The organism is Rossellomorea aquimaris (genome assembly GCF_001877785.1).
Classification (GTDB): Bacteria; Bacillota; Bacilli; order Bacillales; family Bacillaceae_B; genus Rossellomorea; species Rossellomorea aquimaris_A.
Genome location: NZ_MINN01000074.1, coordinates 191638 through 214477 on the forward strand (window position 1 = coordinate 191638; position 22840 = coordinate 214477).

A 22840-nucleotide genomic window follows, 5' to 3' on the forward strand; every position below is an offset into this window, starting at 1 on the left:
CAGGACTATTTCTGCATCTTCACGAAACTAAGGATACAGAGGGGCTTGCTTTTTGAAAGGGAAGGGGGGTAGAACGTCAGGTTTTGTCTAGTATTATCTGAATGTTCCATCTATTTAACGTATTGTAAGTCTATTTCACAACTTCGTGGACAGAGTGTCTAATGAATCATATGATTTTTCAAACTACAATGATTGTAACCACCTACCAGTAGTTGGGATAGGAACCGGCAGAAACCAGGCTACTAAACTGCCGCAACACATATTCTGAAAGAAACAAGCTTTTCAAAGTGTTAAATCAAAAACAAAGGGGTGTTCACACTATGTCTATCAATGGAGAAAGATTGAATCAGCACCTGGAGGAACTTTCTGAAATTGGAAAGATCGGAGAGACTGGTGTCTGCCGTCTTGCTCATTCAAAAGAAGACCGCCGGGCTGTAGAGGTAGTGAAGGGCTGGATGGAAGATGCGGGATTGGCAGCTAGAATCGATGGTTTTGGAAACTTGATCGGCCGGCTGGAGGGATCTGAACCCGATCTGCCCCTTCTCATTCTTGGCTCCCATATAGATTCCCAGCCATACGGTGGAAGATTCGACGGGACAGCAGGTGCACTCGGGGCGATTGAAGTCGTACATAGCATGAAGGAGAACGGAATCACTCCGGCGCGTACAATTGAAGTGATCTGTTTCTCGGATGAGGAAGGAAGCCGTTTTAACAAGGGGATATTTGGAGTCCGGGGATTGGCAGGTATGCTTGAAGAAGGGGAATTGGAACGAAAGGATAAGCAGGGGATGACAAGAAGGGAAGCTCTGAAGGAGTTCGGTGTTAAGCCGGATCTTACGAAGAGTCCGGTCTACCAAAAAGGGGATATTGCCGCTTTCCTCGAGCTGCATATCGAACAAGGGCCTGTCCTTGAGAATTTAAACAAACCTGTCGGAATCGTTTCCGGGATCTCCGGCCCTATCTGGCTGACGGTCACCCTCGAAGGGTTCGCCGGCCACGCAGGTTCGGTGCCGATGAAAATGAGGCAGGATGCGCTTCTCGGAGCATCCGATATCATCACAAAGTTTGACCGGCTTGTTAAAACAGAAGGAACGGATACGACCGTCGGGACAGTGGGCAGTATGCAGGTTTTCCCGAATTCAAGAAACATTATTGCAGAAAAGGTTGAGTTCACGGTCGACTTAAGGGATATCGACCTTGAAGCCCGTACAAGGCTGGAAGAAAAACTTTATAAAATCATTGAAGAATCTGCTGGGGAGTACAAATTGAAAGTTGATATTAAAGAAGATACCCGCAGTGAGCCGAGATATTGTGCCGATTGGATCAAAGACATCATGAAAGAAGAAGACAAAAAGCTCGGACTGGATTCACCGACATTGATGAGCGGCCCTTTCCATGATGCACTGATTATGTCCTATATCAGTGACTACGGGATGATCTTCGTCCGCTGCGAAAAAGGGATCAGCCATAATCCGCTGGAATACGCAGAAATGGAGGACATTGAAAAAGGAGTTCAGCTGCTATATAAAACCGCACTGCGAATCGCTCAAACGTGAGCCGGGGGACAGGTACCAGTCAAAGGAATCATGGACAGACCGCTGGATTTTGAAGGGAGAGAAGCTTTTAGAAAAGAGCCACGGTTCCTGTCCCCATGACCCGGATTAAATATTACAGGAGGTGTTGATGTGAGCGCGACGATGCTCTTTATTAATGGGGAAGTGGTTACGGTTGATTCGGAGTTTTCTGTAATGGAAGCTGTGGCCTTAAAGGATAACAAGATTATCGCGGTGGGAACGAATGAAGAAATCCTGGCGCTTAAGGGTGAAGAAACTGACATCATAGACCTGGCCGGCAGAAGTATTCTCCCGGGATTCATAGATGCCCATGCCCACCTCGAACTTTATGGGACAAACAGGCTGGGAGTGAACGGGAAGGAAGCAGACAGTATTACCGGACTAATTGAGAGACTGAAGGAGAAAGCGAAAACCACCCCAGAAGGAGAATGGATCCGTGGGTGGGGGTATAATCAGAATCATTATGCGGAAGGACGGCATCCTACTCGCTGGGATCTCGATCAGGTGTCCACAGAGCATCCGATCATCGTTGTCCGGACGTGCGGGCATATTTCCTGTGTCAACAGTAAAGCACTCGAATTGGCCGGTATACATTCGCAGACGGAAAATCCTCCGGGCGGAAAATACGAGCGGAAGGCCGGGGAATTGACGGGACTGCTTTTGGAATCTGCTCACATGAATATGTTCCTGTCTGCAAATTATTCCGAGGAAGAAGTCATGCATGGCCTGGAACTCGCTTCAAAAGATTTTTTAGAGAAAGGCATCACCAGTGTTCATGATGCCGGCGGCTACGGGCCCGCCCACATCCGTTCCCTTTTGAAAGCCGTCTCTTCAAAAAGAATCAGACAAAGAGTTTACGCCCTGTACGGCTCCCTGCATGACTCCACTGGAATGGTTGAGAATGGTCTCATGAGCGGAATAGGGACAGGCCTCGGGGACGAGTGGATGAAAATCGGTCCTGCCAAGGTCTTTATTGATGGAAGCAGCAGCGGTCCCACCGCGAAGACAAGGAATCCTTATACGAGTGATCCCGATGATTCGGGAATACTTTACCTGTCACAAGAAGAGTTGAATATGTCCCTTGGAAAAGCCCATCAGGCAGGCTGGCAAATCACAGCGCATGCCATCGGGGACGAAGCCGTCCACATGATGATCGAGGCAGTCAGGTCTTCGCTTGAGAATGAACCGAGACAAGACCACCGCCACCGGATCGAACATTCCGGGATGACACCGCCCGATCTTCTTGTGAAAATGAAAGACCTGAATATTATTCCGATCCCCAATCCTGCATTTATTTATGAGTTTGGTGACGGATATGTCTCAGATTACGGTGAGCGGGTGAACCACATGTTCCCCTTATTGAGTTTTTCAGAACACGGAATTCCTTTTGCCATCGGTTCCGACAGTCCGATCACAACGGCAGCTCCTCTTCACGGCATATTTTCTGCGGTCACTAGAATGTCAAAGTCGGGCAAGGTAATCGGCATCGGACAGCGCATCACCGTCCAGGAAGCAATAAAGGCCTACACATTGAACGGTGCATATGCGAGTTTCGAAGAAGAACTGAAAGGCAGCATAGAGCCTGGAAAACTTGCCGACCTTGTCGTATTGAATGATTCAATTCTGACCTGCGATCATCAGAGGCTGCAAGAATTAAACGTAGAGCTCACAATTTTAGATGGAAAGATCGAATATGCGGCAAAAAAGGAGGGTGTCATTTGAGTAAAAGCAAATTTACAACATTATACTGCATCTCCCTGGGAATTCCGTTCTTGCTATTAATCTTCCCGTTCTTTTCACTGGGGAACAGGGCTACACCGATTGTAATGGGAATGCCCTTTTCGGTGTTCTGGGTGATCCTGTGGATCATCATTACATTTTTGATCGTTCTGATACTCTATCGGATCGATCCCGACAAAGATGAAGAGGAGGCGAACTGATGGAAGATTGGCAGATTGCTATGATCATGATGATCGGTTATCTTGTGATTGCACTTATCGTGGGAGTTATGGCCGGCAGGGGACATGACAAGAACTCTCTGGATGAGTTTACTGTTGCCGGCGGAGGACTCGGGCTGGTTGTCATGTGGTTCCTGATGGGCGGGGCCGTCTTCAGTGCATTTTCATTCCTCGGAGCCCCGGGCTGGGCTTATTCAAAAGGAGCTCCTGCCCTTTACATTTTGACTTATACCGCGTTTGCGATTCTTCCGTGGTATATCATCGGTCCGAAGATCGGAAAAATCGGACGGAAGTTCAATATTTACACAGTGGCAGGTTTCATGAAAAAACGATATGGAGGGAAGACGCTGCCGATCCTGATCGGGATCATCGCCCTGCTTGCCTCGATCCAATATCTTGCCACGCAAATGAAGGGAATGGCGTACATTTTCAATATCATGACGGAGGGACGGATCCCTCTCTGGCTGGGTGCCCTGCTTGCATATGGTATCGTGGTCGTGTATGTCGCCACAGGAGGTCTCCGGGCAGCAGCCTGGTCGGATGTCTTCCAGGGAATGCTTATGATCATCATTTCCTGGGTCGTCGGTTTAGCCATCGTCAATCAGATGCACGGAAGCATCGGAGAAATGTTTTCGAACCTCGTCCGGGATAATCCTCAATTCCTGGAAATCGGCAATGAAGGTTCGACGATGTCAGGTACGGCTTATACAACAACAATCCTTGTCTCCCTAATCGGATTCCTGATGTGGCCGCATCTCTTTTCTAAATCTTATGCGTCAAATGCACGTACAATCAAAAAGACGGTGCTTGTCTATCCGATCTTTGCCCTTTTCCTGATACCTTTGTTATTCGTCGGTTTTTCTGCAGTCAACGTTGTGAATCCCGCCGATGTAGGGGCACCGGATGAAATTCTCCCATATTTAATCACTGTTGTTCTCACTATGCCGGGCTGGGTGTACGGTCTGGTTGGTGCCGGGGCGCTGGCTGCAGCGATGTCGACTGCCGATGCGATTACTCACAGCGCATCACTGGAATTCACGGACGGAGTCATCAAGAACATGAAACCTGATCTACCGGATAAAACGACATTATTTTTGATGAGAGCAGGGGTATTCGTAGTGGGCGGACTCGCATATGTCATCACCGTGTTCGGCGGACAGGGGCTCATCGCCCTGCTGCTTGGAGCTTACGGTTCCATCGTCCAATTTGCACCAGGAGTATACGGAGCCCTTTATTCAAAGAAAATAACAGGACCTGCCGTCATCACCGGACTCATCGTCGGTACATTTGTCAATTACTATTATCAGCTTATCGCTGAAACGACTCCATTTGATATTCATGCCGGCATCCTGGGCTTGATCTGCAATATAATCATTGTTGTTGTAATCAGTGCCCTCACCCGGCAAAAGAGCGGGAAGATGGCAGAGGAGTATCGGAATATTGGATAAAAGATATGGATAATTAGTACAAAGGTTGCAAGTCCAACCCAAAATGGGGGGCTTGCAATTTTTTTGTTGGAATACGTACAGGAATTATAGGTAGATTTAGAGCTTTCAACATATGCAATGAATAATTATGGTATTTTAATAACAGAGGTGACGCCAATGAAAAACAAACCAATTTATGTAGAAATCCCCATCAAGGCACCTGTCGATAAAGTGTGGGAGATGTCTCAGGACCCTCATCTCCATGAGCAGTGGGATCTTCGATTTACATCCATCACCTATTTTCCAAAAACATCAGATGATGATCCGCAATCATTTCGATACGAGACAAAATTCTGGTTTTTAAAGGTTGCTGGCTGGGGTGAAAGTGTCGGGACCCATCATAAAGAAGACGGTTCAAGGACCTCTTCACTGCATTTCGGGACAGACCAGAAAATTTCTCCGATCTGTCAAGGAAGAGGATACTGGAGATATGTCCCGACGGAAAACGGAACAACTTTCCTTACCCAATATGGCTATGACGTCCGATTTGGCGGGTTTGGAAGACTCATAGACACCGTGTTCCGTCCGCTGATGGGGTGGGCGACGGCTCTAAGTTTTGACGTGCTCAAGCAATGGATTGAAAAAGGGGAGCCGCCGCGCTCACAATTTATGCGCTACTTCAGCAGTACAATGATGGCCATACTCTTTTTCTTCGTTTGGGTTTATCAGGGGCTGGTTCCGAAGGTCATAGCGGGACACCCCAAAGAAGTTTCGATGCTTTCAGCCTTGTCCTCTCTGGACGGGATGGCAGCTGTAAAAGGAGTGCAAATCATAGGGGTTCTTGAAATCCTTTTCGGTGCCGTCTGGCTTTTATATCGTAAAAAAAGGCATCTGCATGCACTGCAGATGTTCGTGTTCCCTATATTGATGATCCTGGCTGTTTCGTCGAATCCCTACATTTCTTATCACCCATTCAATCCAGTAACTTTCAATGCAAGTCTGTGGGTACTCTCCATTATCGGTTTCATTCTTGCCAAAGATTTACCCACTGCCTCCAGCTGTATTAGAAAGAGAAAGGTTGATTCAAAGTGACAATATATAAAGAACTTCTAGGAGAGGACTTTCATAAGCTGCATCCCAAACTTCAGGAGAGATATATGCTGCCTCTAGGACAACCATTTCAGGGGACAGGAACGATGTCAAAAATAGAAACCGGTCCTGCCTGGCTTAAGCCTTTTTTAACTTATGCTGTACGCAGAAAGTTTCTTTTTCCTGAAAGCGGTAAGGATGTACCGTTCACGATTAAAAATAGCTGCAGGCTCCTGCAAAGCGGAGAGACAGAGGTTTATTGGGAGCGGTCCTTCTTATTTAAAGAAGAGACACGTCAATTTAATGCCTTCATGACCATTGATGCCGAGCGAGGGGTAGTAAAGGATTATTTGGGTGAACCAAGCCTGTTTTATTCCGACCTGAATCTTAGTGTAAACCATGACGGAGGGTTGCACATACAATCCGGTTCTCAGCGTTTCCTTGCCGGTAGCTTTGAAATCCCGCTCCCTTCGTTATTCAGAGGCGAGGTCGCCGTGGAGGAAGGGTATGATGAGGTCTGTGGATGCTATACCATAAAAGTTGATATAAATAATAAATTAATAGGCAGGATGATGACTTATGAAGGTACATTTACTGCGCTGTCTGGTTAATCCCGCCACCCTTTCAGGGATTATTCTTTTCACCGCAAGCTGCTTTATGGTGACTGACCAGCCTCATTTATTGATGCTGACTGCTGCACAATTGATATTGGTACCAGTCATGCTTCTGCAGATCCTTGAATTGAGCAGGCTGCATAGAATAATCATTTGGATTGCGATGCTCTCCGTTTTCCTGCTGCAATTCGTTTCATTGAGTGGAGGCAAGCTGCTGCTCTCATTTATTTATGTGAGCTTTACCCTCTTGGTGGCAGCTAATGGATTGAAACGTTTTTCCAGGAGGGGTTTCACCAATTTGGCAGAAATTTCAATAGATGTGGGTTTGATGTATCTGTTTATAGGCGGGCTGTGGTTTTTTGCTTATATTAATGGGGTGGATACAGGGTTCAACCCATTGATCACATGGTTAACGGCCATACATTTTCATTACTCAGCCTTTTTGCTGCCTATTTCCCTTGGTTTATTTGGAAGGATGCATGGGTCAACTTTGTATCGGTGGATCGTACCTGTTATCCTGGCAGGTCCTATGCTTGTTGCCATTGGGATTACTTTTTGGCCGATTCTTGAAGTCTTGTCCGTGCTGTTATACATACTTGCCATTTACAGTCTGATCGGGCTTTCTTTCCGGACCCGCTTTGCCTCCCGTCTGCAGGCATTCCTGATCCGGATATCATACTCTGCGCTTGGGGTGACCATTTTATTTTCAATGCTTTATGCGCTGAATAGTGCCTTTGGATACTGGTATGTCAGTATCGAATTCATGCTATTGTTCCACGGTCTTGTCAATTGTATCTTTTTTGGACTTGCCTGTGTGATCGGCTGGGCGGCATCCCCGCCGGCATCGAAACAGGAAACGTGGACCTTTCCGGTGAGCAGGATAAAAGGGAGATGTGAGTGGTCCGGTAAAAAGCATCCCGGTCTTGTCGATAATCTTAAAGACTTTGTTGATGTGGATTCTTTACCCCATTCAATCGTTCATTTCTATGAGCACACAGAGGAGTACCAATTAACTGCTTCAGTCAAATGGGCTGCCTGGTTCATGCCGCTGGCCCTGTGCTTCAAACTGATCAGCAGAAGGATGCAGCAGTTGAACCTTCCTCTTTCCAGCAAAAGAACGGAAATGACAGGAGAAATCTTGCAGGTGGATCCGGACATGGATGGCAGGGAGCATCCGAGGGTATGGGTCCGCAAGGTGAAACATTCCACCGTGTTTGCAGCCATCTATTCCCGGCACGAAACGAACGGGAGGACCTTTATGAATATTGCCCTGCCGCTACCGCATTCCTCCATGGTCGGTATACTTCAATTAAAGGAATTGAATGGCTCCTTGATTTTGTCAAGCGAAGGAGAGGGAGATCCGGGTGTTTATCTGGCCGGAGGGGATAGTCTTTTAAAACTTCCTTTATCCGAGCATTTCTTGATCCGGGAAACGAGCCGGGGTTCACTTGCAGCCAGTCACAATATGAAAATCTTTGGGATGCATTTTTTGAATATCGAGTATTTGATTCACCGGAAAATATGAGGTATCAATCAGAAGCTTCAGCTTAGATAAGAAAATGTATGAATGATAATGGACAAGATGAATATTTATATAAAGACTAATTGTACGATAGAAACTTTTTCAGTGTGTAAGTCAACTCGGAGCTCTAGATAGGGGCTGGTTTCTTGTATAGAAATAATCGGAATCCACTTGTGAATATCTCCATCTTCATTTTGATTTTTTTACTCATCATCCATGTCATTCGTTTTATCCTCAATGCGAAAGTGTACATCGTCTACAGTATGGGGCTGGGCCCGATTTTATTAATGGGGCTTATCGTATTTCTGATTATTTTTCTTTATTTTAAAGGGTGAATGTATAGGTACAGTGACTGGAGACCAGACAAATGGTCTCCAGTTTTTTTGTATAAAGTGTTGTTAGGAGTTAGAAATTATTGGATAATTGTGAAAGCGGCTTTAACTGTTCCTGGTTTCCAAAAGCGAGATGCAGCGATAAAATCAAATCGCACTATTTACATATCTAAGGAGAGATGACATTGGCTACTTGGGTGACACATTTCAGAATCGCAGAAGAATTATTGAAAACGGAACTTGCCGTTTCGCGGATCGGATTTTTGGTAGGGAACATCGGCCCGGACTGCGGTATTATCGGGGAGGACGGGGTCCCTCATCCACCGAAAAAGATTACTCATTTCAAAGATGAAGGGAAAATCAATGCAGAATCATTTTACGATGAATATCTCCTGGGAGAAAATGAGTTAGATGCCGAGGGATATTCTTACTATCTTGGCTATTACATTCATCTTGTTACCGATCAGGAGTGGCTGAAGATCGTAGCGGATAAGAAAAAGGAGAAGGTTTATCAGGATATCTTGAACTCTCCAGATTACGCGAGAATTGTCAAAGGAGATTGGTACGGGCAGGATTTTTTATACCTCAAGCAGCATCAAGACAGCATTTTCTGGACGGATTTTCAGCACATCGATGATTTTCCGGAGTATGTGAGTTTCTTTAGAAACGGTCAGACATTAGAGCAAATCAGGAATATAACAAAATTCTACCAGTCCAGCTCGATTGGAGATGATCATGAATTTATTTATCTCACAGCTGCAGAAATGAATGCATTCGTTGATCGTACTGTAGAAGACATAAAAGTACGGTTAAATCATAGGTTGAATATGCAAGTGGGCTGATGGAATTTGTATCCGTCTGCTGTTTTTCTTGAAACATAAACATAAAGTGAGGGTGGAAAAATGAACATTAGAGAACGTATGGAAGGTGAAAAGCTTCCTATGAAACTGTTATTGCTGGCTGATCCTTCGGAAGAAATTGTGAAGGAATATGTCGGGCGCGGGTATTGTTACCTGACCGAAATCCAACAGGAGATAGTCGGTGTCTATGTTTTGCTGCCGACCAGGCCAGGAACGATTGAGCTTGTGAATGTTGCAGTTTCAGAGGAATTGCATGGCAGGGGGATCGGGAAAGAGCTGGTGACCGATGCCATCGGGAGGGCAAAAAGTAAAGGCTACAAAACGATTGAAGTCGGTACCGGCAACTCAGGCATCGGCCAGCTGGCACTCTATCAAAAATGCGGGTTTAGAATAACGGGTGTTGATATGGATTTCTTCATAAAGCACTATAACGAGGAGATTTTCGAAAATGGAATACAGTGCAGGGATATGATCCGGATGGCACTCGACCTTACATGAATCTCTTGCTATGAATTCGATCTTTTACATGCAGCGTTTCTGATTTTAAAGTGGAAATAATTAAATAAAAGCTTAATAGAATGATGGGAAAAGGGGGAATTCTTTGTTTTTATATCTTGCTTTTTTTCTGCTTCTTTTGAATGTTGTCTTCCTGGTGTTGAAAAAAGTGGCTCCTTATTCTGAAATAATGAACTCATTCAAAACTGTAAATGGATTCTGGAAAGCACAAGCCGCTTGTTTATCTCTTGTACTGCTTTTTGTGTTCCTTCACTTTTCAGGGGAGGAAAGGGCCAAATGGCACATAAGCCGTGACTATGTTTCCGATGGTGTTTTGTATTTGGGTGATGAGAGCGGGAGCATTGAATACCAATCATTGGTGGTGGAAGAAAGGAACTATGAAACAAACGTGATTTTACCCATTGCGGCGGTGAATTCAGATAAAGTTCGTCTGTTATTTACTCATGACGGTTCCGCAAAAAGAGAACCGATAGCACTTTCTCAGCCCCATGATAAGAAGCAGCCTGTCAAACTATGGTTCCCCGAAAGTGGAAAATGGAGAATGGACATCGAAATAGATGGAAACGTATATTCTTCCATCGTGCTTCCGGTCAAAGAGAAATAACTTATAGAAAAAACAATGTACAGAGAGGTGTACCCTGTTGGATAAAATCAAAAAGTTATTCATACCCGAAAATGCAAGAGTCATCGTCATATCAGATATTCACGGTGAACTGGAGCTTTTCAAACAATTATTGGATAAGGTGGATTTCGACTCAGGAGATTATTTGATCATAAACGGTGATCTTTGTGAAAAAGGCAGCAACAGTGACGGTGTGGTGAGATTTGTCATGGAGCTGGAGGCTCAATACCCAAATGTACATGTCACTGAAGGCAACTGCGACACACTGGTTGAAGATCTAGTGGAAGAAAACCCTGAACTCCTGAGATATTTACAAACGAGACAACACTCGATCCTGAATGAATGGCTCGATAAAATAGGTTTTGTCATCGGCGAGGATACGTCAGTCGGAGAAATCAAAGAAAGGTTGACCTGCCATTTTTCAAAAGAAATTAACTGGCTGCTTCAATTGCCGACTGCAATTGAAGCGGATGACTATATCTTCGTTCACGCCGGTCTTGAGGATCGTGTCGATTGGAAGGAAACAGAACGGTTGAAAGCCATAACATTTCGTTCATTCCTTCATCACACGCATAATGCGGGCGAACATGTGATCGTCGGCCACTGGCCGGTCGTCAACTACTCTTCCGATATATCGTCACACAAACCAATCATCGATGAAGGCAAAAAAATGATCGCGATTGATGGTGGAAACATCATTAAAAAAACCGGTCAGCTCAATGCCCTGATTATTGATCGTTTAAATAAAAAGGATTCGATCGCATATACCTATACCGATTCATTCCCGCAATTTGAAGTTTTAGAGGATTTTCATGCTGATGCACAATTAACGGGTGCAATCTCCTATCCATCCTATGAACTCGTCCCCATCAAAGCTGGGCAACACTTCACTTTATGTGAACAGGTCGAAACAATAAACAAGTTATATGTGAAAAATGAATATTTTTATCAAGGAGAAGATGGCAGTACATATGCCAAAAACGATGTATCCTGTGCTCAAATCTCAGTGGAAAAAGGAGACATCGTTTCACTTATTGACGATAACTGCAGCGGGTACGATTTAATTAAGAAGAATGGGGTTATTGGATGGATCGGAAAAGGGATCCTTGCATCCCATGACTCTTCACATAAAAAATCGAATTCCCTTCTGAACAAGTAAGAAGCACCTGTTTAAGATCAAAATTTGGAAAAAGAGGATGAACATCCCTGGTTGGATATGGTAACATAGACTCACGGAATTTATTTTCTAACAATTTTGTCATTTTAAAGCGGCATAAGTATTGAAGGGGGATGTGGAAATGATCCCGGCGAACGGAAAAACAGATCCATTCCTGATCAGTAAGATCAGGCAAAAAGATATGGAATCCACCCTTGATTGGTTTGAACAGTATCAGAATTCATTTTATACGATTGGCTGGATGTATCTGAGGGACCAGAAGCAAGTGGAGGAGCTATTTTACAGAGCTATTAAAAAAATACATCAAGAACTGCCGAATTATAAAAGAAAGAGTCCCTTTGATATCTGGACTTCTTCGATTTTTATCCAGGTTTGCCGTGAGCTTTCAGAAGCGTTTCAACCGAGCCAGCCTGAGGAGGATATATTTGACGCACTGCAAAAACTTTCAGCAAAAGATAAAGAAGCCATCGGGGTCGTATACCTAATGGGATATTCCATTGAGGAAGCGGCGCAGATACTCCATGCTGACATTGGGGCAATAATAGAACGCCTATTTTCAGGAATCCAGTTATTGAAAAAGGAACTGGGCTATCACGGGAACTTTAACGGCTGTCCCGAATATAAACTGTACTACATAGATTACTTGGAAAAAAACCTTGACCGCCCGCGAAAAGTTGATTTTGAAATTCATACATACAATTGTCATGGCTGCCAAGAGGAACTCGCTTCATTCCAGGATATCATGCTGACCATAAAGGGGACTGCAGAAGAGGTGAATGTGCCCGGCGGTATATTAATGAAAGTAAAAGCAAGGCTTGAGAAAGAGGAAAACATCAGGCTGAAAAAGAAAAAGAAGCGTATAAAAATCGGAGTGTCATTTGCTGCCGTGTTTACATTGCTGCTGTGCACCGGTTTAGTCACCGGCACCTTCAGCAGCCTCTATTACTCCTGGACAGAAGATAACGAAGAGCTCCGCGCATATCTGCAGAATGATTTTGGTGAACGGCTTGATTTGGAAGCGGAAAGTGACAGTGTGAAAATAAAAATAAAAAGTGTAATCGCGGACGACGTGCAGACACTGGTTTTTTATGAAATCCAAGATACAAAAGAAGACAATCGATATATGCTGAATCTGCATGACGGCGTGAACGTTGAGAACGAATATGAAATCATGGATCGATCCGCACAGCAAAGATTCTCACCTCCATTCCCGCCTGCGGATTTTGATAAAAATGAAAAGAATATATTCGAAGGGAAACTGAGTCTGCTTCCGCTGAAAGATGAAAGCGGGACAATCAAATTGAATATTAACAGGCTGCAGAAATTGATGGTCGATCCTGAGAATACGGATGAAATTAATCCATGGGCTTATGAGGAAATGGAATTCTCAGAGGGAGTATGGAAATTTGAAATCCCTGTGAAGAAGAATCCTTCACGAGAATATGCGTTGGATAACGAAACGAAAATCGAGGGCCTGCCAGTCCGTTTTGAAAAGCTTACAATTGCCCCGACTGCAACGATCCTCCAGTATAGCTTCAAGAATCTGGACGGTGATAAGCGAATTGAAATGCTTAATTTCGAACTCCTTGAAGCAGGAAGTGAAAAATTGAAAGCAGACTTATACGGCAGTTCATTTGTGGACAATCCAGGAAATATTGAATGGAATACCTTTCAGGCACATTTTGATCCACTATTCGGACAGGCGCCAGAAGAAGTCAATGTGAAATTCGGTTCGATTCATCTGGCAGTCCAGGATGAAAAATCGATAGAATTGGAGTCTTCGAAACCATATCCACAAACATTTGACTACCTGGGAAGTACCATTTCAATTGATAAAGTGGAAGTGGGATTGCCGACAAAAGTAGTAATCAGTAATCATGATCTCATGAACCGTGAATATGAATCGCTTCAACTCCACGTCACAGGACAGGAAGAATATGAAAATGTCTCTATGGGGATGGAATCAGAGGGAGTCCTTGTGGATAAAAACGGTAAGGAATACGATCCCATGGAACTGAGCTATCCTTTCGAAGAAATCGAGCAGCCCCGGTACTTTGAAACTGTTCAAAGTTTCCAACTTTTCAATGACACCTCACGGGAAGAAGTCATCCCAAAAACGCTTGATATTGAAGGATACACGACAACGAAATATTTGGATGAAATGGTGAAGATTGAGTTGTGACTTAGAGGTCTGTCCAATAGGGCAGGCTTTTTTTATTGGGAAACCAGTTCCATTTTTGCGAATATTGATGTTGAGGAGAAAAAGACATTCAAATCAGGGTCTTTAGGTTATCCAAACAATGATAAAATGGGGATGAAGACTTAAGGAGGTTCCATTTTGACAGGCGTATTTATTTTTATTCTTATCATTTTCATCGCTTCCACCCTTCAGACAAGCACAGGTTTTGGGTTCTCCATCATGGCCACTCCTTTTTTACTCCTGCTTTTCCAACCTGCTGAAGCGATCCAGATCAATCTCATTCTATCGCTGCTCATTTCAATCGCTCTTATATGGAAAATCAGGGAGTCCATAAATTATGAGTTAATGAGGAAACTTATTGCAGGGAGTCTGGCAGGCGTTCCGGCCGGGTTACTTATTTTTAAGTCGATTGACGACCTTACCACGTTCAACATTGTTGTCAGTATCATCCTGCTGGTTCTGACTCTTTTACTTATCTTGAGGTTCAGGATCAATCGGACACCACTCCGGGATTACCTGATAGGGGGTATTTCAGGCATTCTGACGACAAGTATCGGAATGCCCGGCCCTCCGCTGCTGCTGTATTTTACGGGGACAGATACGAAAAAGGAAGTGTTGCGTTCCACCACACTGGCATTTTATCTCTTCATTTATCTTATCAGTCTGATAACCCAGCTTATATTTACAGGTACCGATTCAGTTATATGGAAATCAAGTTTGTATGCCATCCCTGTTGTGTTCCTCGGCCTGCTGGCCGGCCAATATCTTTTTAACTGGGTCAACCAGCGGATTTTCACGATTTTCACTTATTTTCTGTTAACTTTCACTGGTTTGTATTTACTCATCAATAGTATATTCTTCAGATAATATAAAGTATGGATATAAGTGATTTGGAATGAATTTTCTCTCTATGGAAATTAGTCGGTAATTAGATTAAATGTTGATTCCATTTTAGTTCTTTCCAGCGGTTAATTGGAGTGCAAGACGAAGACTCCTGCGGGAAGAGTAGCTTATTAGAAAAGCGTAAGGGCTTTGCTCAGAGGCTGTGGCATAATGCGAATCGGCCACGAAGGCGCTCTTTTGCCTTCTTGGACGGTTTGACTTATGACATGTGCCTCTAGGCGAGCCGCCTACGCTTTTCTTCCCGCAGGCTTGCCGAGGAGGCTCACGTGCTACCCGCGGAAAGCGAAGTCTTGCACGGAAATCAATAGCGTGATCAGAGTCCGTTATAAAATGCCGGACTTAGGCACTGTTTGTCTTTCTATTACATTCCAGATTCAACATCGAAGCAAGTTTAGTAGAAAATATGTCATAAACAGAGTAAAAAAGCACTTCTTTTTTGGGGAGGCCGGGTGTAAAATTAAAACAAATTATGTGTGAAATTTACATCTGAAGATATCCGAATATGTTGTTGACCTTGTTATCACAGCCTGCCGGACGACAAGTTTTCTTGGAGTATTCGGAATATTAAAAAATGAAGAGGTTGAGGAAAATTGATTATTGAATCAAAGGAAATGCAGATTAAGGAACAAAGTATCTTTCATCATCCAGGGAATAAAATCATCACGGATGATCGCGAGATAAAAATCATCGCCAGAATGGAAGAACCCTGTATCGTGGTTTTGGCAGATGTACTGAGCAATGAAGAATGCGATGCGCTCATCCAGCTTTCTAAAGAGCGCATGAACCGGTCCAAGATTGGAAATAAACGCAGTGTGGACGATCTTCGCACCAGCAGCAGCATGTTTTTTGAAGAGGCTGAAAATGAACTGGTAGCGAAAGTTGAGAAGAGGGTTTCTCAAATCATGAGCATTCCGGTTGAACATGGTGAGGGGCTTCAAATATTGAATTATAAAATCGGGCAGGAGTACAAAGCGCACTTCGACTTCTTCAGGTCGGCACAAAATAAACCTGTAACCAACCCCCGAATCAGTACGCTTGTCATGTACCTTAATGACGTGGAAGAAGGCGGGGAAACTTATTTTCCTAAATTGAATTTTTCTGTATCCCCTCAAAAGGGTATGGCCGTTTATTTTGAGTATTTCTATGACAACCAGGAGCTGAATGAACTCACCCTTCATGGCGGCGGCCCGGTAATCACAGGCGACAAATGGGCAGCTACGCAATGGATGAGAAGAAAAGTGTACAGATAGAGAGAAGAAAGCTCTTCCAATATGGAGGGCTTTTTTCATTATCTTTTTTTGAGTAGAAAGTGAGTTGATCACCCCGCTAGTTCATGTGAAATGATAAAAAATGGAGGGAATGGGGTCCTGGAAATAGAATTACAATTAAATATGCGCTCAAAATTGAAAGGGATGAATCATTATGAAATTGACGAGGGATACCCAATATATTCGAGGTATATCTCTAAAGGAAGACCGTATTCCCTCTTATAACGAATTCCCGTTTTGTCTGCCCGTCATGAAAAATTTCAGTGAGTTGATTTTCCATCCGAATGTCACCTATATCATAGGTGAAAATGGCATGGGGAGTCTACTCTTCTTGAAGGCATCGCCATTGCATTGGGCTTTAACCCAGAGGGGGGAACGCTGAATTTTAATTTCTCCAGCTATGATTCCCACTCTGATCTGCATGAGTATCTGCGGATCGTTAAAGGAGTTGAACGGGCAAAGGACAGTTTCTTTTTTAGGGCAGAATCATTCTATAATGTCGCTTCAAATATAGAAGAAATGGACAGGGAACCATTACCTGTGGCAAAAGTGATCGACTCTTTCGGAGGTAAATCGCTTCATGAGCAGTCGCATGGTGAATCATTTTTCGCAGCTTTCACAGAGCGTTTTCGCGGACAGGGACTTTACATACTGGATGAACCGGAAGCAGCGTTATCACCTCTTCGCCAGCTGTCGATGCTTGCACGTATAAATGAGCTGGTCCAGCAGGGGTCCCAACTCATTATTTCGACTCACTCCCCCATCGTAATGGCATACCCTGATTCCAAAATCGTTGAATTAAGCGAGTCAGGGATGACAGAATTAAGCCTTGAAAATACGGGTCATTATAAAATGATGAAGCAATTTTTCGATGACCGGGAAAGACTGCTGGTTCACTTGTTTAAAGAGTGATGGTTGTCTTGTTACACCATGTAATAATTGAATATGACCATATTTTTGAAGACCGCCGCAACGAAAATGACTTAATAATATGAGGAGACTGCCAATGTATCAATATTATAATGGTTTGATTATACGTGAGGGAACAATTGGTGTACCTGCAGATGCCGTTGAAGGCCTGTTTAAAGAAGCAGGATGGGTGCGAACAACACCACGCTGGCAAAAAGAGAAATTCACATTGATCTTTGAGAATTCTACCTGGGCGTTCACAGTATGGGATGGGAATGAAATGATCGGGATGGTAAGGGTGATATCCGACAGGATTATGGCTGCCAATATAATGGATCTTGTTGTCTCCACCGATTACAGGGGAAGGGGAATCGGAAAGAAGCTGGTTGAACTCTGCGTCGGGAAGCTTCCTCACGGTGACTGGTTTGCTCATACATCCGCAGATAATTTTACATTTTATAAAAAGTGCGGGTTTGAAGTAAAGGATTTATCGGAAAACGGAACATGCAGTTATTACGGATATATAAAAGCCCGGAAAGAGGGACATCGCATGACATGATAAAAAGAGGCACACGGAATGAGTTATGGGAGAAAAGTATATTAACTGGAATCAGGAATAGTGAATGAATTCAATCAGCACTTCAACGAATCCCTCCTTCCTGCCCATTAGAAGCATGGAGCTAGATTGATTGGCCGGTGGAAGACCTCCTCAGATGGAGAAGCAGTTGAAATCTTCGCTATTTTGGAGTACGACAGCTATGAAGATTAAGAAATAATTGAAGGGGAAGTCAGAAGTGACGGGCCGCATATAAGTGAGTTCAGGAGTGATTTGCTAAAATGGGAGGGAGAGAGAAACTTAAAGAGTCTTTCTTTATAAACGACCAGGACTTTTTTGATCAACATTAGCTAATGAAAGTCCCATCAGATAAATAGGATGAACAACTCTAGCATCGTGCAGATCAGCATCTATAAAAATATTAACCAAGGCGGAATGAATTCCGGTTACTTCACCGGTATTCAAATCACCTTGGTTTTTTGTGCATAGCCGTGACCTTTTGTACAAGCTGTGAATATTTTACTAGTAGAAGGGGTGATAGATTTAATGGCTAAAGCTAGTGATTATTTAATAGCATTGGACGACGGTCACGGGCTTGGAACAGCAGGAAAACGTACGCCATATATTCCTTCCGTAGGGAGGCAGATACGGGAAAATGAATTTAATGAGAAAGTAACGCTCTTTTTGAAAACAGAATTAGAGAGATGTGGTTTCAGGACCCTTTTAACAGCTCCGACGGATGGGGATACTCCGCTGATGGATAGGACGGAGCTTGCCAATTCCAGGGGCGCGGATGCGCTGATTTCCAACCACTTCAATGCGTTCGACGGGAAATTTGACGGTCCAGGCAAAGACCCTGAAGGACATTCAATTCATGTTTATTTCAATGATGTGAATGACAGGAGGCTGGCAGAAAGCATTGCAAAATATCTGAAGCAGGGAACGAAGCAAGTATTCCGCGGAATCATTGAGCAGAACCTTCATATGACAAGGGAATTCAATAAAGCAGCTGTACTTGTAGAGAATGGATTTATGGATAATGAGAAAGAAGCGCTGCTCATGATCAATGAAGATTTTCAGCGTGAAACAGCGAAAGAGCAGGCAAGAGGAGTTTGTGATTTCTTTGGGGTTCCTTATGTGGACGAAAAACCTGGAGGCGGGGTTAAACCTCCGGAATCAGGTACTGGCGGTGTTTCACCTGATTATATCGGTAAACGTGTAGAAAGTATTTACAGAGGATCTGAAGGGCTGGACTTTTACAGCAGGCCGACTTTCAATGATGCATACAAGGCAGGGACGTTAAAGTTTCAATACGGATTCCCGGTGATTCTCCGCAAATTAAGGGTCGAGGGTGCCTATATGTATGAAGTGAAAAATTCGCGCGGCCACGTGTATTATGTCACGGCTGCCCCTAAATTTGTAAAAGTAGAGGGTTCGGGCGGAGGAACGAAGCCGCCATCAAATCCGGGTCCTTCCCCAGGTCCGGTCGCGATTGGTGAAATCAGGATCATGGGTGTAGCGCAAGCGGCCATCATCCAAGACCGCCCTGACAGATTGAATTCCAAGAACATCGGCACCATAGCAAGAGGCCGGACCATACCGGTAACAGGGTCGGTCAGGGGGAAGAACAGCAGTTCAGGCTATTGGGAAGTCATCTACAATGGCAAAAGAGCATATGTAACAGGTGATTACGGAAGGTATACCGCCTATTAATAAAAATAACAACCGGCCTTAAATGCAATGAAAATGTTGCATTCATGGCCGGTTTTTTTATTGAATCTCACTTCAGAGGACGTTGTCTATAATCTGTTCGAATGTATCACTGACCCTGCTTCTGTTGACGAGAATCTGCTGATTGTCAAGATTCACGCTTCCTCTATATTCATCGAGATTAAACTTTTCCTTGAAAGCGGCCATGGATCCTTTACTTCGTTTATCAATTTCAAAATATACAGTCGTTTCACGATCGCCTTGAAGAATATAGACTTCGAGTTCGTCCAGCTTCCGGTTGTACTTACCGTAAGTTGGAATGAATTCGAATTGTTGTACAAATGGACGCTTCGTTTTCACCCATGCAGGTGTGTTCTGACTTTCCATCTGCCTGAATTTAAAGCCAATTACCTTGATTGCGTCAATAATGTTCTCGTGTATGGTGGATGGCGCGACTGTAACATAATCCTTGTCTTTCGGATCGATCGCGTTTCGGATATCAATTCCCGTCTCGATCCAAACGGGAGGTACATTCTTTTGGGTGTGAGGATCTGTCATTGTTACCGGCGTATCGTGCGGGATTTGGATAGCGAATGGAATGGTTTTTCTTTCACCTCTAATAATTGTAAAAGGTTCATTTAGTTGAAAAGACTCTACTATGGCCGGTGACAATCGATCGCTTCCTTCATGGCCGAACATTGTCATTAATTTAAGATTGATGGCTTCTATCCGTTGATCCGTGTTTCCGCCCTTTACCTCTACGATTCCATTTAGAATCTCCCCCTGCTGAATAAAAGGACTTTTCAGCTTTGTATCAACTGCAGCAGAACCTATTCCCATACTCGCAACCACTTTATCGAAAACAGACATGAATTCCTCTCCCTCCTTTTGATTTCATCGTAGCACAAATATTGGGTTTGGTAACAGCAGAAATAAAAAGATTAGATGAAGAAGACGCTTTTTGGAAGGCCGGACAAGATTCTTGACAGTTTATTAAACTATTTTCAGTTATATCGTTTACGTTTTTGTGTAAAGGGTATACCCCTAATGGAAGCAAAGGGGGAATCTATATTTTATGCGAAAATTTTCGAATATCGGGTGTGTGTAGCAGGACGGAAAAGGATGTAAACGTAGAAATTTCGCTCGCAAAAGGGAGCGGTAATTCTGAACATGTAATCGCCACCTGCACAGGTATCAGAGACGATTGCCATGATTGCCCTTTTATATTATTAAATGAGGAATAAAAAAGCTGGAGTAGAAAAAAAGATATAAAAAAATGATTATTGATGAAATCAGTGTTGAACGGGAACGGGTTCGACACTTTTTTGTATTTGAATGGCCGTCCAGCCGGTTTAAACATATGCTGAGATTGGCCGAAATTTGAATTGAGAATTTCATATCGAAGCAAATAAAATGTGGAAAACCGAAAAAATTATTGAATTTTCAAACTATTGATGTTTAAATAGAGTCATACTAAACTTATCAGATATGTGACAACCAGAGATGAAGTTTGAAAAGAAGGGTGGTGGAAAATTGACAGCAGATAAGATTGCAGTGAAGAAGGTATCTGAGCAGGTGGAAGAAAGAATCAAACGGATGATCCAATCGGGTATGTTTAAGGAAGGAGAAAAGCTTCCATCCGTTCGCGAGCTTTGTGAGATGTTCGAAGTCGGCAGGTCAGCCGTCCGGGATGCGATGACAACGTTGAAGGGAAAAGGCATTCTGCAGGTGAAGCAGGGCGAAGGAGCGTATATACGTGCTTTCGATACAGAGAGTTTCTTCACGACTCAGCTGATGCTTCCTGACACGAAGGATATTCGCGAATTGTTCCAGGCAAGAAAAATGATTGAGCCGGGGCTCGCTGGAATGGCTGCCGAAAAGAGGACGGTTGAGGATGTTTGCATCCTGGAGAGCTTTCTCTCTCAGGAAGTGATGGCCAATTGGGAGGCCGATTACGAGTTTCATATGAAGATAGCCCGCATTACCGGGAATATGATCCTTGTTAAATTGATGGCGTTCATTGCAGCGTCAACGAGGAAAGCGATGATTGACGTCCACCAGCATATCCAGAGCCGGGATGAAATTTCGAACCTTGTCATGGAACAGCACAACCGCATCTTCAAATCGATTCAATCAAGCGATGCAACTGCAGCCAAGGAAAATATGATTAGTCATCTGGAGTTTGTTGAGAAAGTGCTAGTCAATAACGTACTTCAATCATAAGACGTTCTTTTTTTTACGAATTCTTCAGAAACGATGTTTCTTATTACAAAACAAGGAGTGTGGACAATGCTGAGTGAGCTTGTGACAGAGTTGACTAACGCAGTGCCCGAATCGCGGGTTAAAAAAGGGAAGCTGGACCGCTTCGGGAACGGCGGTGATCTCAAGGTCTGCCCGGTATCGGAAGAAGAGGTTGCAGCGATAGTAAAATATGCAAATGAAAAAGGTAAGAAAGTGACTGTGGAAGGCGGGGGGACGAAGAGAGGGTACGGCGGGCTTGTTGAATCTGCAGACATTATTCTGTCAATGGCAGAGTACAAAGGAGTGGTGGAACATGCGACGGGTGACTTGACCATTACAGTCAAAGCCGGCACGACCTTCAAAGAACTGCAGACGTATCTGGCAGCTTACGGACAGAAAATTGCACTCGATCCGGCCTGGACAGACGATTCAACCATCGGTGGAATAATCGCTGCAAATGAAAGCGGTCCCAAAAGGCTCGGTTACGGATCAGCACGGGACAATGTCATCGGGCTGCGAATCGTCTATCCTGACGGTACGATCATCCGCTCTGGCGGAAAAGTTGTGAAAAATGTTGCAGGTTACGACATGAATAAGCTGTTTATCGGTTCCATGGGTACACTGGGCGTGCTGACTGAAGTGACCCTCAAATTGCGGCCCATTTCAAAATGTGAAAGCCTCGTCCTTGTATCCTTTCCGGCAGAAGGGCAGGCAGACATCCGTCAATTTGTTATTGATGTGCTTGATTCAACACTTGAGCCGACTTCACTTGAACTGCTGAATCCGCCGCTTTCTGAACAGTTGACCGGAGTAAAAATGTATACAGTCGCAATGAGCTTTGAGGATGTTGAAAGCTCGGTCCGTTATCAGGAGGAGACTGTACAGCGGCTAAAGCCTGAGGGCAGTCAGCTTACGATTTATGAACGGGATAAAGCCATGAACTTCTGGGCTGACTTTTCACGTATCGGATCAGCCGTTGATGAAGGAACAGGTTTGAATGCCATTTTGAAAATGGGTATGGTCAATCTCGACGTACTGCATGTATTAAAAGATTGTGAACATCTTGAAGAAAGTCACCGGGTCAAAATCCTGGCGCACGGCGGACTCGGCCATGGACTATGCGGCGCCCATGTGAAGGGAAACCATGAAGACGTCCTTTCAGTCATTCGAGAATTGACGGCGGCAGCAACAAACCGTGGAGGCTATGTCATCGTTAAGAGCCTTCCGTTTTTTGAGCGCCAGAAGATCAAAATATGGGGGGACGATCCGTCCTATCTCTTTTTACTTCAAGGCATCAAAGCAAAAGTTGACCCTAATTCAGTATTGAACTACAAACGATTTGTAGGAGGGATTTAGGTGAGT

The 22840-nt window shown here is 44.0% G+C and carries 20 protein-coding genes and 1 pseudogene; 20 read left to right on the top strand and 1 reads right to left on the bottom strand.

What is annotated here, in order from left to right; translation table 11 throughout:
* Positions 1 to 320: 320 nt before the first annotated feature.
* From BHE18_RS04825 to BHE18_RS04910, 18 genes and pseudogenes are all read left to right on the top strand, one after another.
* The gene (locus BHE18_RS04825) at positions 321 to 1556 is read left to right on the top strand and encodes a Zn-dependent hydrolase (protein ID WP_071617493.1); all 1236 of its coding nucleotides are present in this window, start codon (positions 321 to 323) and stop codon (positions 1554 to 1556) included.
* 129 nt (positions 1557 to 1685) lie between these two features.
* Positions 1686 to 3296: an amidohydrolase gene (locus BHE18_RS04830; RefSeq protein WP_171910653.1), complete on the top strand. Its 1611-nt coding sequence runs from the start codon at positions 1686 to 1688 to the stop codon at positions 3294 to 3296.
* Complete coding sequence (locus BHE18_RS04835) at positions 3293 to 3514, top strand: DUF3311 domain-containing protein (RefSeq protein ID WP_083573619.1); 222 nt, start codon at positions 3293 to 3295, stop codon at positions 3512 to 3514. The genes BHE18_RS04830 and BHE18_RS04835 overlap by 4 nt, the downstream gene beginning before the upstream one ends.
* Positions 3514 to 4980 carry a sodium:solute symporter family protein gene (locus BHE18_RS04840; RefSeq protein ID WP_071617494.1) on the top strand — a complete coding sequence of 489 codons (1467 nt, stop codon included), beginning with the start codon at positions 3514 to 3516 and terminating at the stop codon, positions 4978 to 4980. The genes BHE18_RS04835 and BHE18_RS04840 overlap by 1 nt, the downstream gene beginning before the upstream one ends.
* Positions 4981 to 5136: 156 nt before the next feature.
* Positions 5137 to 6051 (top strand): DoxX-like family protein, encoded by a 915-nt coding sequence (locus BHE18_RS04845; protein ID WP_071617495.1) that lies wholly within the window; start codon positions 5137 to 5139, stop codon positions 6049 to 6051.
* Positions 6048 to 6659 (top strand): DUF4166 domain-containing protein, encoded by a 612-nt coding sequence (locus tag BHE18_RS04850; RefSeq protein WP_071617496.1) that lies wholly within the window; start codon positions 6048 to 6050, stop codon positions 6657 to 6659. The genes BHE18_RS04845 and BHE18_RS04850 overlap by 4 nt, the downstream gene beginning before the upstream one ends.
* The gene (locus BHE18_RS04855) at positions 6628 to 8187 is read left to right on the top strand and encodes a YndJ family protein (protein WP_071617497.1); all 1560 of its coding nucleotides are present in this window, start codon (positions 6628 to 6630) and stop codon (positions 8185 to 8187) included. The genes BHE18_RS04850 and BHE18_RS04855 overlap by 32 nt, the downstream gene beginning before the upstream one ends.
* 143 nt (positions 8188 to 8330) lie before the next feature.
* Complete coding sequence (locus tag BHE18_RS04860) at positions 8331 to 8519, top strand: hypothetical protein (protein WP_071617498.1); 189 nt, start codon at positions 8331 to 8333, stop codon at positions 8517 to 8519.
* A gap of 182 nt (positions 8520 to 8701) precedes the next feature.
* Positions 8702 to 9358: a hypothetical protein gene (locus tag BHE18_RS04865; RefSeq protein ID WP_071617499.1), complete on the top strand. Its 657-nt coding sequence runs from the start codon at positions 8702 to 8704 to the stop codon at positions 9356 to 9358.
* Between the two features lie 60 nt (positions 9359 to 9418).
* A complete protein-coding gene (locus BHE18_RS04870; protein WP_071617500.1) occupies positions 9419 to 9874 on the top strand; it encodes a GNAT family N-acetyltransferase in 456 nt (151 codons plus the stop codon).
* A 103-nt stretch (positions 9875 to 9977) separates the two neighbouring features.
* Positions 9978 to 10496, top strand: a complete 519-nt coding sequence (locus BHE18_RS04875) for a hypothetical protein (protein ID WP_071617501.1) — start codon at positions 9978 to 9980, stop codon at positions 10494 to 10496.
* Positions 10497 to 10533: 37 nt separating this feature from the next.
* On the top strand, positions 10534 to 11673 hold the full coding sequence (locus BHE18_RS04880; protein ID WP_071617502.1) for a metallophosphoesterase: 1140 nt from the start codon (positions 10534 to 10536) through the stop codon (positions 11671 to 11673).
* 139 nt (positions 11674 to 11812) lie between these two features.
* Complete coding sequence (locus tag BHE18_RS04885) at positions 11813 to 13873, top strand: DUF4179 domain-containing protein (RefSeq protein ID WP_071617503.1); 2061 nt, start codon at positions 11813 to 11815, stop codon at positions 13871 to 13873.
* A 156-nt stretch (positions 13874 to 14029) separates the two neighbouring features.
* Positions 14030 to 14758 (top strand): sulfite exporter TauE/SafE family protein, encoded by a 729-nt coding sequence (locus BHE18_RS04890; RefSeq protein ID WP_071617504.1) that lies wholly within the window; start codon positions 14030 to 14032, stop codon positions 14756 to 14758.
* Positions 14759 to 15405: 647 nt separating this feature from the next.
* Entirely contained in the window at positions 15406 to 16044 is a 639-nt protein-coding gene (locus tag BHE18_RS04895) for a 2OG-Fe(II) oxygenase (RefSeq protein ID WP_071618237.1), read from the top strand.
* 172 nt (positions 16045 to 16216) lie between these two features.
* Positions 16217 to 16974: pseudogene (locus tag BHE18_RS04900) on the top strand (AAA family ATPase).
* A gap of 94 nt (positions 16975 to 17068) precedes the next feature.
* Positions 17069 to 17530 (top strand): GNAT family N-acetyltransferase, encoded by a 462-nt coding sequence (locus tag BHE18_RS04905; RefSeq protein ID WP_071617505.1) that lies wholly within the window; start codon positions 17069 to 17071, stop codon positions 17528 to 17530.
* A 543-nt stretch (positions 17531 to 18073) separates the two neighbouring features.
* Positions 18074 to 19240, top strand: coding sequence for an N-acetylmuramoyl-L-alanine amidase (locus tag BHE18_RS04910; RefSeq protein WP_071617506.1), 1167 nt, complete (start codon positions 18074 to 18076; stop codon positions 19238 to 19240).
* A 72-nt stretch (positions 19241 to 19312) separates the two neighbouring features.
* On the opposite strand, the gene BHE18_RS04915 is transcribed toward BHE18_RS04910, so the two are convergent.
* Positions 19313 to 20107 carry a sporulation protein gene (locus BHE18_RS04915; RefSeq protein ID WP_071617507.1) on the bottom strand — a complete coding sequence of 265 codons (795 nt, stop codon included), beginning with the start codon at positions 20105 to 20107 and terminating at the stop codon, positions 19313 to 19315.
* A gap of 663 nt (positions 20108 to 20770) precedes the next feature.
* Between BHE18_RS04915 and BHE18_RS04920 the strand changes: the two genes are divergently transcribed.
* Positions 20771 to 21460 (top strand): FadR/GntR family transcriptional regulator, encoded by a 690-nt coding sequence (locus tag BHE18_RS04920; protein ID WP_235860250.1) that lies wholly within the window; start codon positions 20771 to 20773, stop codon positions 21458 to 21460.
* Between the two features lie 66 nt (positions 21461 to 21526).
* Positions 21527 to 22834 carry an FAD-binding oxidoreductase gene (locus BHE18_RS04925; protein ID WP_071617509.1) on the top strand — a complete coding sequence of 436 codons (1308 nt, stop codon included), beginning with the start codon at positions 21527 to 21529 and terminating at the stop codon, positions 22832 to 22834.
* Positions 22835 to 22840 lie beyond the last annotated feature (6 nt).